Here is a 14265-nt window from a genome sequence, read left to right on the forward strand (position 1 = left end):
TGATCCCCATACCGGCAAGCCGTTTCTCGCGGACCTTGACTATAATCATTCCTCCTGGATCGACCTGATCCTTCAACATGTCGCGGGGATCACGCCCCAGGCCTCGGACAGTTTGGTCATCGATCCGGTCGATATGGGGTGGAAATCGTTCGCTGTCAAAAACGTTCGATACCGGGATCACAATCTCGATGTTGAATTTACGCGGGTAAAAGGGATGGTGATCCGGGTGGATGGGGTTGTGAAAGCCAAAACGGCGCGGTTGGAAAAGGTGGTGATTGAGATGTAGTTAATTGCTTTTTTCTCTGATCACGCGAATCTTTTCCAATTCAATAACGTCAACCTGATCTTTAGGTCGATTAACAATTTTCTTATTCGCGATAAGGTGGTTAATATGCAGGAAAGGTACTTTGGCACCTTCAAGATCAGCAACGGACGCCATTTCCAGACATTCAGCAAAAGTAATATTTTCCAAACCCTTCATGGCCGTCATTATATCCAATTCTATTCCCCCACCGATGTAAAAACTCGTCCATCCCGGAACGAATTGCATGGTCTCCAGGGAGACGTAGTCACCATATCCTAATTCTGAAAATGCTTTTCTTAAATGTTTTCGGTTTGCAATAGTATCCTCCAGCCACATATCCAAGTCATCGGTGCTTCTATTAAATCCGTGAAATCGAATCGCAAATCCACCTACCATTATGTACCTAACTCCGTTTTCATTGAGAATTTTCCAAAACTTTATCAATTCGTCATCCAGAATGTCCATATGGTTTATTTATGGATGATTTTGGCTTTTTTGAATAAAGCGTTCTGCCTTAACATCCGAGTGAAAAGCTTTAACTTCTCGATATCGGGACGATAGACATCGCGTATGATCCGTTGTTTTTCGGCATTCGAAATAGATGGGTCATTATTTACACCTGACGCTGTATTTTTTTCAGACATAACGGCGGAGTTTGAAGATCGTTGCACCAATGCAATTTAAACAAATCTGCCCAAATATGCCAGTCTAAACAGCGAATAAGTGGGCGTTAAAGGATAAATAAACAGCTTAAGGTCAATATTTTAGATTGATCCTCCCCCTAATGCGCCTCCAACTCCAACCTCATCGCCGCAGCCGCCGTGCCCGCCGCCCCCGATGAACCCGAAGCCCCCGAACCCGCCGCACCGCCCGAAGCGGCCTCCGCCTTCTTCCTCCGGATCGTCACCAGCACCAGCACGATACAACACCCATTCATGATCGCCAGGAACCGGAACGCATCCATATAACTCACCAGGTAGGTCTGGCGCACCACCGTGCCCTCCAACGCGGCCATCGCCTGCCGCCCCGCCTCATAAACGCTCGTAGCCGTGGAAGAGAAATGTTCCGTCGCCTGCCGCAACCGGATCTGTGTGGGCAGATCGTATTGGGTGATATGGGTGACGAGGCTGGTGCGATTGTAGGCCAGGCGATGCGCAATATAGGTGTTGATCAGCGCGATGCCAAAAGAGCCGCCCATCTGCCGCATCATATTGTTCAGCGCCGCGCCCTGCGGGATATCCTTGGGTTGCAGTTCCGACACGGCCAGCGCGGTCAGCGGGACGATCAGCAGCGCCGCGCCAAGCGCCCGGTAGATCAGCGGCATCGCAAACTGACCGGTGCCCGACTCGAGATTCGAACGCGACAACTGCCAATTGAACAGCGCGGTAAACGCGAAACCCCCAACGACCAGCCATTGCGGCCGCAGCCCCTTCTGCATCATCTTCCCCAGAAACGGCGAGATAAAAGCGCCCATCAACACGCCCGGCATGATCATCAGCCCCGTCTGAAAAGCGGTATACCCGAGGATGCGCTGCGACAGCAACGGGAAGACATAGATGGCGCTGAACAGGCCGAACCCCAGGACGAAGGTCATCACCGCCGACACCGACAGGGTAACGCTGCGCAATACCCGCAGGTTGACGACCGGATGCCGCACCCGCAGCTGCCACCAGATAAAGAAGGTCAACGCCAGCGCCGATACCACTGAGAGAACGATGATATAGTTCGCCGAGAACCAGTCGTCCGTCTCCCCCCGCTCCAGCACGACCTGCAACGCGCCGACCCCGACGCTGAGCAGCACGATGCCCGCCCAGTCGATCGGCTTCCCCTCCTGCGAACGCCTTGAAGGACGTAAATACCTCACACAAAGCACCACCGCCAGCAACCCGATCGGCACATTCACGAAGAAGATCCACGGCCACGACGCGTTGTCGACGATATAGCCGCCCATCACCGGCCCGATCGAGGGCCCGATAATGACGCCCAGCGCAAAGATCCCGCTGGCCATCGCCCGGTCCTTCGGGGGGAAGGTCTCGAAGAGGATCGCCTGCGAGGTCGACAGCAACGCGCCGCCGCCCAGGCCCTGCAGAAAGCGAAAGGCCACCAGTTCCCAAAGACTGGAAGAAAGCCCGCACATCGCCGACGCCGCGGTGAACAGAATGATCGACCCGATATAGTATTGTTTGCGCCCGATCTTCTCCGCGAGAAAACTCGTCATCGGGATCACGATGACATTCGCGATCGCGTAGGACGTGATCACCCACGCCGTGTCCTCCAGCGAAGCGGCGAGGTTGCCGCTCATCGTATTGATCGACACGTTGACGATCGTCGTATCGATAAGTTCTATGATTGCCGAAATGATAACCGTGATCGTAATGATCCACTTCCGAAAGCCAGTCTCCATAACTATTCCCGTTTGTTGCAGCAAGCCGATCGCGTACAGCAAAGGAAAAAAGAGAATCCGACTATAAATTGTCCGGACGGTCAAAAAAAATGTCGAATCAGCTGTAATGTGGGCGTCTCCCGCGGGCCGGGCTCTCTGTCGCGCACGGCGCTCCTGCCGATCCCTGACGCTAAGCCAACCGCTCCAACTGAAACCGCTTCGGTTTCACGTTGTAAGCCCTTTCAAAAAGTCTTGAAAAATGCCCAATATTCGTAAACCCCAACTCATACCCCACCTCCGTCACGGTGCGGCCGCCCTCCGCCAGGAGCTCCCTCGCCCGCTCCATCCGCGCCTGCTGGAAATACTGGTAGATGCTGACGCCAAAGACCTCGCGAAAGGCCTGCTTCAGCTGCGATTCGCTCATCAGCACGCCGCGGGCGAGACTCGCGATCGTCGGCGGCGCGGCGAGATCGCCCGTCAGCAGGTGCCGCGCCTTAAAGACCTTCGCTATCTCTTCGGGATTGTTGCTCTTTACGGGTGCGCCTGTCCGTTTGTTCAGCTGCTCCATCAACAGATACACCAGCTGCTGTGCCCGCACCTGGTAGAAAAGGCGCTGCAGGTTCTTCGCCTCCGGCGGCGTCCGCAACTCACCCAGAATGGACCGCATCGCCGGCGTCACCTGCTCATGAACGAAAAAGGACTCCCCCCTCCTCAGCAACTCCCCCGTAAACACCTCCTCCTCCCCCGCCAGCAAGTCCGCCAGCCGCCGCCGGTCGATCCGCATACAGACGACGTCGCGCTGCGTGTGCGCCGGAAACTCCAGCAAGGCATTGATCGGCTGGGTGTAGATGTTGACGCCCTGGTCATAAGGGAGTTCGGTACCCTGTATATAGGCAGTCTCGGGGACCTCTAGTTGGTAAAAAACGATAAACACGCTCTCATTCAGCTCGTCGGTGGCCTCTTTGATCACCTGCAACGGCACATTGAGCCGGTAAAACTGGAAATTGGCGTGAAAGCCATCCGAGATATCCATCGAGACCAGGCGGCCTTCGCCGATGGAAGCGGGAACCCGCACATTCCGATAACCTGTCCGGAATCCAAGCGTCTGTTCAAACGCGTCCAGCCCGGGATCCCGGCGGCCGGTCTTTATTTTATAGTGGATCAGCATAACGTACCCTCGATAACAATCGAAGTCCGTTATCGTTCACTCCTCCCGCGGCGAATCAACCCCCAGGTTGCATCGGGTCGGTCCCAAGCCGCAACTCCACGTCCGTCTCCGCATAGCCCACGCAGGTCAGCACCAGCCCCTCCGCGATATCGCGCTCCGTCAACACCTCGTTCTTCCTCATCTTCACCCGACCCGAAACGCAACGCGCCACGCAACTGCTGCACACGCCGCCCTTGCAGCTATAGGGAAGGGCGATGCCCTGGTCGAGGGCCGATTGCAGGATCGTCGCGGGCCAGGTGACCGTAAATTCATGGTGCTCTCTGCCCGCCTCGACCACGACCCGCTTCGGCCGCGTATCCGCCAGGACCGGCGGCGGCGCATGATATTCCACCGTAAAATTCTCGCGTTTGATCTGCTCGTCGGCCACGCCCATCCATCGGAGCGTAAAGACCGCCATCCGCATAAACCCCGCCGGCCCGCAGAGAAAAAAATGTTCGTCGCCGCGGATATCTTTCAACATCTCCTGTAATAACCCGTTATTCAACCGCGCTACCGGCGCCACCCCGCTCAGCAGACTCGTCCACTCCAACTTCTCATCCGCCACCAAACGACCCAACTCGGAAGCAAACGGGATACTCGCCTCGTCGCGATTCTGCGTGATCAGCACCATCCGCGCCTGCGCCATGCCGCGCGATCCCGGCCGCCCAAACGCCGCCGCCTTGATCAGACTAAACACCGGCACCATCCCACTCCCCGCCGCCAGAAAAACCAGCGTCCCCGCAAACCCCTCCGCCAAGGCAAATAGGCCCGCCGGCGGCAGACTCCGCAACACATCGCCAACGGCCAGATGATCGATCAGCTGTCTCGACACCTCGCCATTCGTCACGCGCTTCACGGTTATCGCCGGAAATTCGTCCACCCCCGGTGTCGACGAAAAAGAATAGCTGCGCCGCAGCTCACGGCCGCGCCCCCGCGCCGCGCCGTCTCCGCCGTTCCCCCCGAACAAAAGCGTCAGGAACTGCCCCGCGCGATATTCCAGCGGCAACCCGTCCCGACGCCTGAGAGCGATGGTCACCATCTCCGTCGCCTCGCGGCGGATAGCAACTACCTGTAATTCGATCGTCGTCATTCGGCAATCTACGTCAATAATTCTTCCATCTCCTTATCCCCCTTCCGCCGCGCCCACTCTACCGGACGGGCCCAGGGGCGATCCGCGGGCGCGTGGAGATCGGCGCCTTGTTCCACCAACCAGCGCACCATCTCCTTCTGACCCAGCCTTGCGGCCCAGCCCAGCGGGGTCGAGGCCCATTCGGCTTCCACGGCATCCAGCTCCGCGCCGAATTCCAGCAACACCGCCGCCACATCGATCTTGCCCTTCGCCACGGCACGATGCAGCATCGTAATGCCAAGCCAGTTGCGCAGCCGCGGGTTCAGCCCCCGCTCCAGCAGCCAGCGCGCCTGTTCCCCCGAAGCAAAGGTCGCCGAGTCCCACCAGGCCGCGGACAATATCGTCTGGCGGCGCAAAATATCGGGCTGATGCCGAAGGATCAATTCGAGGGACGACTGCCAGCCTTCACTGATCGCCTTGCGCAAAAAAGGCTCCATGGAGGCCGAAGGGTCCGCAGCCAATCGTTCCGCCACCACCGACTCATCCGCCTCGTAGGCGATAATTTCCGGCTCGCGCTTTGTCACATGCGCCGTGATCAGGTGGATCAGTTCTGTTGACGCCCGCGCAGCCTTCGCCATATGCAACACATCGCCCGAGGACTCCACCATTGCGTTCGCGTCGGCGCCCTGTTCCAGCAACAGCTTCGCCACCGCATAATGTCTCCCGGCCACCGCCGAATGCAGGGCCTTGCCCCAGGGGGCGATCCCCGGCTCGGGTTGGTTGGGGTCGGCGCCACGCGCGAGCAGCAACTTTACGATCTCCAGATGGCCGTTCGCCGCGGCATTGCTCAGGGGCAACCCGCTATAGTAGCCCACGTGATCCGGCAGCCGCGTCGCGAGTCCGGGGTCGGCATCCAGCAGCTCCTTGACCCGCTGATACCAGCCGATCTTCGCCGCCACCGAAATATCACAATACGCGCCCCGCGCGATCAGCCAGCCCAGTAGCATTTGATGCGATTGCAACCCCGTCGCCGGGAGGTCGCGATACCAGCTGCGGTAATGATAGTCTCCATTGGTCAGGTCCAGCGGCCGGGCCCCGTCGGGCCGCCGCGCCATGAGGTCCGCACCCCGCGACAAGAGGTAGTCGATGAGGTCGATCTGCCGCGTCAGCACCGCCCAGTGGATCGGCTGATTTCCCCGATGGTCCGCGGCGTGCACCAGCGCGTCCCCGCCGCTGTCGGGCAACTCCGCCTCGCGCCCTTCAAGCCGTACCACCTCGCGCCCTTCGAGCAATTCCTTCACGCGCGGCAGGTCAAAATCCCGGATGGCGGCCGCGATCGTTTCGCCCTCGGGCCGGATATGAAAATGCTCGCGTACCCAGTTGGCCAAAAACGTCGCCAGCTCGCCGTATCCGCGCATCGCAGCCGCCTGCCACACCGGCTCCTCGAAGTCGAACACGGCCTCGACACCGCAATCCAGCAGATATTTCACCACCTCGATCCGGTTCTCGCGCACGGCGAAGTGCATCGGGGTGAAATACTCGAGTGTGCATCGGAGTAATGCCGGATCACGCGCTGCTAACGTCTTCACCGTCGCCAGATCGCCATTCATCGCGGCCACCAGCATCGCCCATACGTCGACACCACGGCCCCGGCTCCACGGCAGATACTCTTCCGTCTTCAACGCCTCCGGCTGCTGCATTCCCCGAGGCAATGCCGGGCCTTCATCCTGCGGAATACTGATCTTGCTCATACCTAAATGTACCGATTAGTAAACTGGTTAATATCCGCATACCACCCGCCAAATTCAAGGAAGCAGTCATGCTCTGATAATCAATACATTTAACCATAATTTATTACCATGCGCATCATCGCCTTGCTTGTCATTTTACTCCCCCTTCTCGCCGACGCCCAAACCAACTGGAACAAGGACGGCAACAGTTATACCACCATCGAAGAAAACGCCATCGTCGAAGTCACGCTTCCGGCGATGACAAAGACGACACTTGTTTCTGCCGAACAACTTGCGCCGCTCGGCCTTCGCCAACGCGAAGGCAACCGCGCCGTAGGCGGCGGCCGCCGGGGCGGCGGCGGCGGCGCCTTCCAATACCAACTCAGTGACGACAAACAAAAAGTCCTGATCTATACGAAACCCGTTCGCGTCTATCACAACACCTTCTACACCTGCTGGGTGTACGACCGAGGGAACAACACGCTGACCCCGGTCGCCAAAAACCTCCCGGCCCCCAAGCCCGGCACCGATCTCCTCCCCGTTTCGGTCTACGGCCACGGTATCCTCAACGCCAAGCTCTCCCCCGACGGCAAGAAACTCGCTTACGTTTACGATAACAATATTTACCTGGAAGACCTCGCCTCTCACGAGACGACGACCCTCACCACCGACGGCAACGACAAAAAACTCAACGGCTGGTTCGACTACGCCTACAGCGAAGAGCTCTACACCATCGACGGCTTCCGCTGGAGCCCCGACAGCAGATCGATCGCCTACTGGCAGATGGATCTCGCCAAGGTGGGCATCTTCTATATGATCAACAACACCGACAGCATCTATCCCAAGATCGTCCCCATCCCCTTCTCCAAGGTCGGTGAACCCATCTCCGAAGCCCATATCGGCGTCGTCCCGATCGACAGCAAACAAACGAAATGGATGAACATCGAAGGCGATCCGGGGAAACACTATCTCCCGCGCATGGAATGGACGCCCGATGGCAGCCACCTCATCGTCCAGCAGCTGAACCGCGCACAAAACCATAGCAATCTCGTCCTCTGCGACCCCACCTCCGGCGCGGCAAAGACCATTTATAGCGAAGCAGACGACGCATGGATCGATATCCAACCCTTCTGGGCACACTCCGGCGCCATCGGCTGGGACTGGCTCGACAACGGCAAAGCCTTCCTCTGGGCCAGCGAAAAGGACGGCTGGCGTCATCTCTATAAGATCACGCTCGAAGGGCAGGAGACCCTGCTGACAAAGGGCGATTTCGACGTCACCAGCATCAACGGCTGGGACGAAAAGAACGGCATCCTCTATTTCGGCGCCTCACCCACCAACGCCACCCAGCGTTACCTCTACAGATCCTCCTTCAAAAAACCAACCGCCGCCCCGGTCCGCGTCACCCCCGAAAACCTCGCCGGCACCAACAGCTACAGCCTCTCGCCAAACGGCCGCTGGGCGCAGCATACCTTCATGAGCCATCTCTATTCGCCGGCGACGGAGTGGATCTCGCTTCCCGACAGCAAGCCACTGGACCCCAATACCGCCGTCGCACAACATCTCACGCCCACCGAACACGGTAAGCAAGAGACGTTCTTCCAGATAACTACGGCTGACGGCGTGAGCATGGATGGCTGGGTCGTCAAGCCCGCCAATTTCGACTCCACCAAAAAATACCCCGTCGTATTCTATACCTACTCCGAACCCGCCGGCGCCTCCGTCACCGACGTGCCCGCCCGCAACGGGTTCTTCAATATCGAGGATGGCTATATCGCTGTTTCGGTGGAAGGCCGCGGCACCCCCGTTCCAAAGGGCCGGGCCTGGCGTAAAAGCATCTACAAGTCGGTGGGTTGGATCAACGTGAACGACCAGGCGGCCGCTGCCCGGGAGATCCTCAAATGGCCCTTCGTCGATAAGGATCGCGTAGCCGTATACGGTAGCAGCGGCGGCGGCTCCACCACGCAGAACCTGCTGTTCCGGTATCCCGATATTTATAAGGTCGGCCTGGCCAGTGCGGGCGTACCAAATCAACTTATCTATAACACGATCTATGAGGAGCGTTTCATGGGCGTCCTCCCCGAGAACCGCGACGCGTATCTCAAATGCAATCCCCTCACCTATGCCAAGGGTCTCCAGGGCCACCTGCTGATCATGCACGGCACCGGTGACCACAACGTAAATTATCAGGGCGAGGAAATGTTGCTGAACGAACTGATCAAATACAACCGCCAGTTCAAATTCATGCCCTATCCCAACCGGACCCACGGCATCACCGAAGGCGAAGGGACGATCGAGCATAAGACGACGATGATGCATAACTTCCTGTATCAGTATTGCCCGCCCGGCGGCCGTTAACTCCGCAAGTTCCGGGTTTTATCGGCCGGTGCATGGCGGTAATTTTATCTCCTAAAAATTACCGCCATGCATCAAATAGCCGAACCTTCCATTCTCTATTTCGGAACGCCGGTCGTGCTCATCAGCACACTGAACGGCAACGGATCACCCAATCTCGCGCCCATCTCCTCCATCTTCTGGCTCGGTTGGCGTTGCATCATCGGCATCTCCGCTTTCTCAAAAACGACTGAAAATCTTCTTCGAACCCGCGAAGGGGTACTGAATCTGCCTTCCGTCGATCAGGCGACACCCGTCAACGCCCTGGCGCTGACCACGGGTTCCAATCCCGTGCCCGAAGGCAAACAAAAGAAAGGCTATCGCTACGAACCCAATAAATTCGAGCTGGCGGGACTGACGCCCGTGAAGGCAGAAACCGTTCAGGCGCCGCGCGTACTCGAATGCCCGGTGCAAATGGAGGTAGTGGTGGAAGACGTTCACTCCCTGGCAGCGCGGCAGGCAGAGCAACGAGGCCGTATCCTTACCCTCGAATTAAGAGTGCAGCGCATCCACCTGGAGCAATCCATCCTCATGGAGGGCCATCCTAACCGCGTAGATCCTGATAAGTGGCGGCCACTGATCATGAGCTTCCAGGAATTCTATGGGCTGGGGGGCAAGGTACACAGCAGCAGATTGGGCACGATCCCCGAGTCGGAATACCGGACCCCGGACATCCAACGGGCAAGGACGGCGTGATTGTATTACCGTTCACGGGCTGTATCATAACCGAACACCGCACCCCCGCAAACCGCCCCTAACCTACTGTCCCTCAGCCAACGATCACTCCGGCACCATATTCGCAGCGGTCAATCCAAATCCCTTCAGATGTTCAAGACTTATTTCACCCTCGCGGTCCGTCACCTCCGCAAGAACCGGGGCTACACCGCTATCAATATTGCCGGGCTCAGCATCGGCATGGCCATCGCCCTGGTCATCGGCCTCTGGATCACCGACGAGATGTCGTTTGACCACTATGCGCCCAACCACAGCCGGCTTGCCAGGGGGATGCTGAACATGCGCCTCAACAACGCCGTCACAAAAGACCAGTTCTTCACCGGCGAGGTTGTCATGGTGCCCCTCGGCAACACCTATCACGCGCAATACAAAGATCTCTTTTCCCGCGTCGCCCTGTCCCATGGCGGCGGCAACCGTCTCTTCCACTACGGTGACAAAACCCTCACCGGCAACGGCCTCGTGGCGGAATCCGATCTTCCCGGCATGTTTGGCTTCCGGATGCTCAACGGCAGCAGCGACGCCACGAAGGACCCCTCTACTATGCTCATCGACCAGTCCCTGGCCACTGCCCTTTTTGGAAAGGAAAACCCGGTGGGCAAGATCGTAAAAATCGATAACAGCCTCGACGTTCGCGTCGGCGGCACCTATGCCGATCTGCCAAAGAACACGACCTTCTACGGCACTAAGGCCGTCCTGCCTTACGGCAACAATGTGAACAGTTATTTTCGCAACAATACCAGCTGGCAGGACCATAACAGCCAGGTTTGGGTGGAGTTGGCCCCGGGGATCACCGCCGAACAGGCTACGGCCCGGGTAAAAAGCCTGCCCACCCCCTACGAAAAGGATTTTCACGAAGAGGCTTTTATCTATCCGCTGGACAAAGCCTATCTCTATAACGAATTTGCCTTCAACAAACCCGCCGGCGGCCGCATCACCTTCGTCTGGCTCTTTGGCATCATCGGCGGTTTTGTCCTGCTGCTCGCCTGTATCAATTTTATGAACCTGAGCACGGCCCGCAGCGAAAAACGCGCGAAAGAGGTGGGCATCCGCAAGACCATCGGGTCATTGCGGATCCAACTGATCACCCAGTTTCTGAGTGAGTCCGTGTTGCTGGCGGTCATCGCCCTCTTCTTCGCCCTGATCTTTGTGCAGTTGTCCCTGCCTTTTTTCAACGAACTCGCCGCCAAACAAATGACCGTTCCCTGGACGAACCCGGTCTTTATCGCCGCCATGCTGGGCTTCACGCTGTTCACGGGTCTGCTTGCGGGCTCCTATCCGGCCTTCTACCTCTCGGCCTTCCGTCCGGTGAAGGTGTTAAAAGGGGACCTGACAAGGTCCCGAACGAGGTCAGAGCGAGGGACGATGCTCTGGCCGAAGTTCTTCAAGACCGGCAGAGCGGGTTCGCTTCCGCGCCAGGTCCTGGTCGTCCTGCAGTTTACCGTCTCGCTGACGCTGATCATCGGGACCACGATCGTCTTCCGGCAGATCCTGTACACGAAAGATCGCCCCGTAGGGTATACCCGCGACGGACTCTTCACGGTGGACATGAACACCCCCGATATCAATACCCACTACGAAGCCCTCCGTGCCCAACTCATTCAACAAGGTCTCGCCGCCAATGTCGCCGCCTCCAATATGACCCCCACCGACTTCAACAACGGCAACACCCTCGACTGGGCCGGCAAACGCCCCGACCAGAACACCATCGGCTTCAACAATGTCAATATTACACCGGACTATGGCCGGACTATCGGCTGGAACATCATCCGTGGCCGCGACCTGTCCCGCGACTTCGTCACCGACAGCAACGCCTGCATCCTCAACGAGAAAGCCGTCCGGTCCATCGGTTTCAAAGAGCCGGTCGGCCAGGTGGTAAAACTATTCGGACAGCCTTACACGGTAGTCGGCGTTTGCGCCAACATGGTCGTTAACAACCCCTACGATACCGCCCAAAATGCGGTCTTCGTCGGCGGACAATATACCGGGGTGATGATCGTAAGGATCAAACCGGGAAGCGATGCGCACAAGACCCTTGCCGCGATGAAACCGGTCTTTGCAAAATACAATCCTTCGAGTCCCTTTATCTATAAATTCGTCAACGAATCCTACGCTGCCAAATTCGAATCGGAGGAACGCATCGGCAACCTCGCCGCGGTGTTCACCGGTTTGGCCATCTTTATCTCCTGTCTCGGGCTCTTTGGCCTGGCGGCCTTTGTCGCGGAGCAACGCACCAAGGAGATCGGCGTGCGCAAGGTCCTCGGCGCGGGCATCCTCAATCTCTGGGGCCTGCTCTCGAAAGACTTCCTCAAACTCACGGGCCTCTCCATCTTTATCTCCATCCCGCTCGCGTACTACGGGATGGACAAATGGATCCAGGGCTATCTCTATCACGCGCCGATGTCGTGGTGGATCTTTGCCGCGGCCGGCGCGGGGCTTATCGGGATCACCCTGCTGACGGTCAGTTATCAGTCCTTGAAGGCCGCCCTCGTGAACCCCGTGAAGAGCCTGAGATCCGAATAAACCGCGGCCCCGCCCCCTGGGCGGGGCCGCACAACTGGCGATCTATGATAAAAAACTATCTCATCCTCGCCTGGCGCCACCTCGGCCGGAGTAAGAGCTCGGCCGCCATCAATATCTTCGGCCTCGCCACCGGCATCGCCATCACGCTCCTCATCGGGCTGTGGATCGCCGACGAGCTCTCCTTCGATCACTACGCGCCCGACCATGCCCGTGTTGCCCAGGCCATGACCAACGCGCCCTTCGATGGCCGGCTCGCCACCGACGATTATGTCTGTATGCCCATGGGTCAGACGTTGCGCGACCGGTACAGCGATCTCTTCTCCAGGACCGCGCTGGTATGCAACCACGGGAACCGCATCTTCGCATATGCCAACACCCAACTCAGCGCGGAATGTCTTTATGCGCAATACCAGCTGGCTGAACTATTCGGCTTTCGGATCCTGAAAGGCGCCGTCGCCTCGGCAAGCGATCCTTCCACCGCGTTGATCAGCCAATCCCTGGCCACGGCGCTCTTCGGAACCACCGACCCCATCGGCAAGAACATCAAAGTCGATAACCATATCGGCCTGGCCATCGGCGCCGTCTATGCCGACCTTCCGGCCAACACCAGCTTCCATGGCGTCAAGGCCATCCTGCCCTGGTACAACAACGCCAACAGCTATCACAACAGCGAGTCCGGCTGGGACAACAGCAACGGTCATCTCTATGTACAGCTGGCGCCCGGCGTCACCGCCGGGCAGGCCTCCGCCCGCATCAACAATCTCTTCCGGTCCCGTGACCCCAAGGCAAAACAGGAAGCGTTTATCTATCCGATGGACCGCGTTCGCCTCCATGGGGAGTTCACGGACGGTAAACCTTCCGGCGGCCGCATCCGTTTTGTCCAGCTGTTCGGCCTCATCGGCGCCTTCGTCCTCCTCCTGGCCTGCATCAATTTCATGAACCTCTCCACGGCCCGCAGCGAACGCCAGGCCAAAGAGGTCGGCATCCGAAAGACCATCGGCTCGTTGCGCAGCCAGATTGTCACGCAGTTTCTCGCCGAATCGGTCCTTGTCACCTTTATCGCGCTGGCCGTCGCGCTCCTCCTCGTCGAAGCCGCCCTGCCTTCGTTCAACGGCCTTGCTGCAAAAGACATTCAGATCCCCTGGACCAACCCCTGGTTCGCCACGATCCTCATCACCTTCACCCTCTTCACCGGCCTCGTCGCCGGGAGCTACCCGGCCTTCTATCTCTCCCATTTTCGGCCCGTAGAGGTGCTGACCCGCCGGTTCAAAGCCGGCCGTTATCCCACCATCGCCCGCCAGGTGCTCGTCGTGTTGCAATTCACCGTCTCGCTCACGCTCGTCATCGGCACCATCGTCGTCTATGCGCAGATCCAGTATGCGAAAGACCGGCCCGTCGGCTATAACCGCGACGGCCTGATCACCGTCGACATGAATACTCCCGAACTAAAGAATAACTACGACGCGCTAAGCGCCGACCTTACCGGCAGCGGGTGGGTGCAGGGAGTGGCCGCCTCGTCCATGGATATCAACGATTTTGACAATAACACCGTTCCTTCCTGGCGCGGCAAGCGGGCCGACATGCCGGCGTACTTTTTTCATCCCGTCGTGGTCACGCGGGAATTCGGTGCCACCATCGGCTGGACCATCCTGCAGGGCCGGGATTTTTCCCCGCAGTATGGCACCGACAGCAGCGCCGTGATCCTCAACGAGGCCGCCGTAGCCCTCATCGGCATCAAAAATATCGTCGGGGAGATCATCACCTTCAATGATCACGAGTTCCACGTCATCGGCATCGCGAAGAACATGATCTCCAATTCGCCCTATGACCGCATCGACCCCACGGCCTTTCTCGGCAGCGGCTACCACAGCGTGATCACGCTTCGTCTTCGTCCCGGCGCCCCGGCTCACACCGCGCTGAGCC

General features: G+C 58.3%; 10 protein-coding genes and 1 pseudogene. 5 read left to right on the plus strand and 6 right to left on the minus strand.

All coding sequences use genetic code 11. The annotated features are described in order from the left end of the window. Positions 1-286: hypothetical protein (locus VGM48_RS03650; RefSeq protein ID WP_331576359.1), on the plus strand; the 286-nt coding region annotated here is incomplete at its 5' end. Here the strand turns inward: VGM48_RS03650 and VGM48_RS03655 are convergent. The 6 genes and pseudogenes from VGM48_RS03655 to VGM48_RS25575 form a co-directional block, all read right to left on the minus strand. After that, complete coding sequence (locus VGM48_RS03655) at positions 287-769, minus strand: nucleotidyltransferase (RefSeq protein WP_331576360.1); 483 nt, start codon at positions 767-769, stop codon at positions 287-289. Between the two features lie 316 nt (positions 770-1085). Then, the gene (locus VGM48_RS03660; protein ID WP_331576361.1) at positions 1086-2708 is read right to left on the minus strand and encodes a DHA2 family efflux MFS transporter permease subunit; all 1623 of its coding nucleotides are present in this window, start codon (positions 2706-2708) and stop codon (positions 1086-1088) included. 169 nt (positions 2709-2877) lie between these two features. Then, a complete protein-coding gene (locus tag VGM48_RS03665; RefSeq protein WP_331576362.1) occupies positions 2878-3855 on the minus strand; it encodes an AraC family transcriptional regulator in 978 nt (325 codons plus the stop codon). A 55-nt stretch (positions 3856-3910) separates the two neighbouring features. After that, entirely contained in the window at positions 3911-4984 is a 1074-nt protein-coding gene (locus VGM48_RS03670; RefSeq protein WP_331576363.1) for an iron-sulfur cluster-binding domain-containing protein, read from the minus strand. 8 nt (positions 4985-4992) lie between these two features. Further along, the gene (locus tag VGM48_RS03675) at positions 4993-6381 is read right to left on the minus strand and encodes an ankyrin repeat domain-containing protein (protein ID WP_331576364.1); all 1389 of its coding nucleotides are present in this window, start codon (positions 6379-6381) and stop codon (positions 4993-4995) included. A 54-nt stretch (positions 6382-6435) separates the two neighbouring features. Then, a pseudogene (locus tag VGM48_RS25575) lies at positions 6436-6714 on the minus strand (ankyrin repeat domain-containing protein); the annotation flags it as partial. Between the two features lie 108 nt (positions 6715-6822). Here VGM48_RS25575 and VGM48_RS03680 point away from each other — a divergent pair. The 4 genes from VGM48_RS03680 to VGM48_RS03695 all read left to right on the plus strand — a co-directional run. Beyond that, the gene (locus VGM48_RS03680; protein ID WP_331576365.1) at positions 6823-9051 is read left to right on the plus strand and encodes a S9 family peptidase; all 2229 of its coding nucleotides are present in this window, start codon (positions 6823-6825) and stop codon (positions 9049-9051) included. 66 nt (positions 9052-9117) lie between these two features. Then, on the plus strand, positions 9118-9783 hold the full coding sequence (locus VGM48_RS03685; RefSeq protein ID WP_331576366.1) for a flavin reductase family protein: 666 nt from the start codon (positions 9118-9120) through the stop codon (positions 9781-9783). Between the two features lie 129 nt (positions 9784-9912). Continuing rightward, complete coding sequence (locus VGM48_RS03690; RefSeq protein ID WP_331576367.1) at positions 9913-12342, plus strand: ABC transporter permease; 2430 nt, start codon at positions 9913-9915, stop codon at positions 12340-12342. 44 nt (positions 12343-12386) lie between these two features. After that, the coding region (locus VGM48_RS03695) for an ABC transporter permease (protein ID WP_331576368.1) at positions 12387-14265 on the plus strand (1879 nt) is incomplete at its 3' end.

The organism is Puia sp., from assembly GCF_036500295.1.
In the GTDB taxonomy this organism is placed as follows: domain Bacteria; phylum Bacteroidota; class Bacteroidia; order Chitinophagales; family Chitinophagaceae; genus Puia.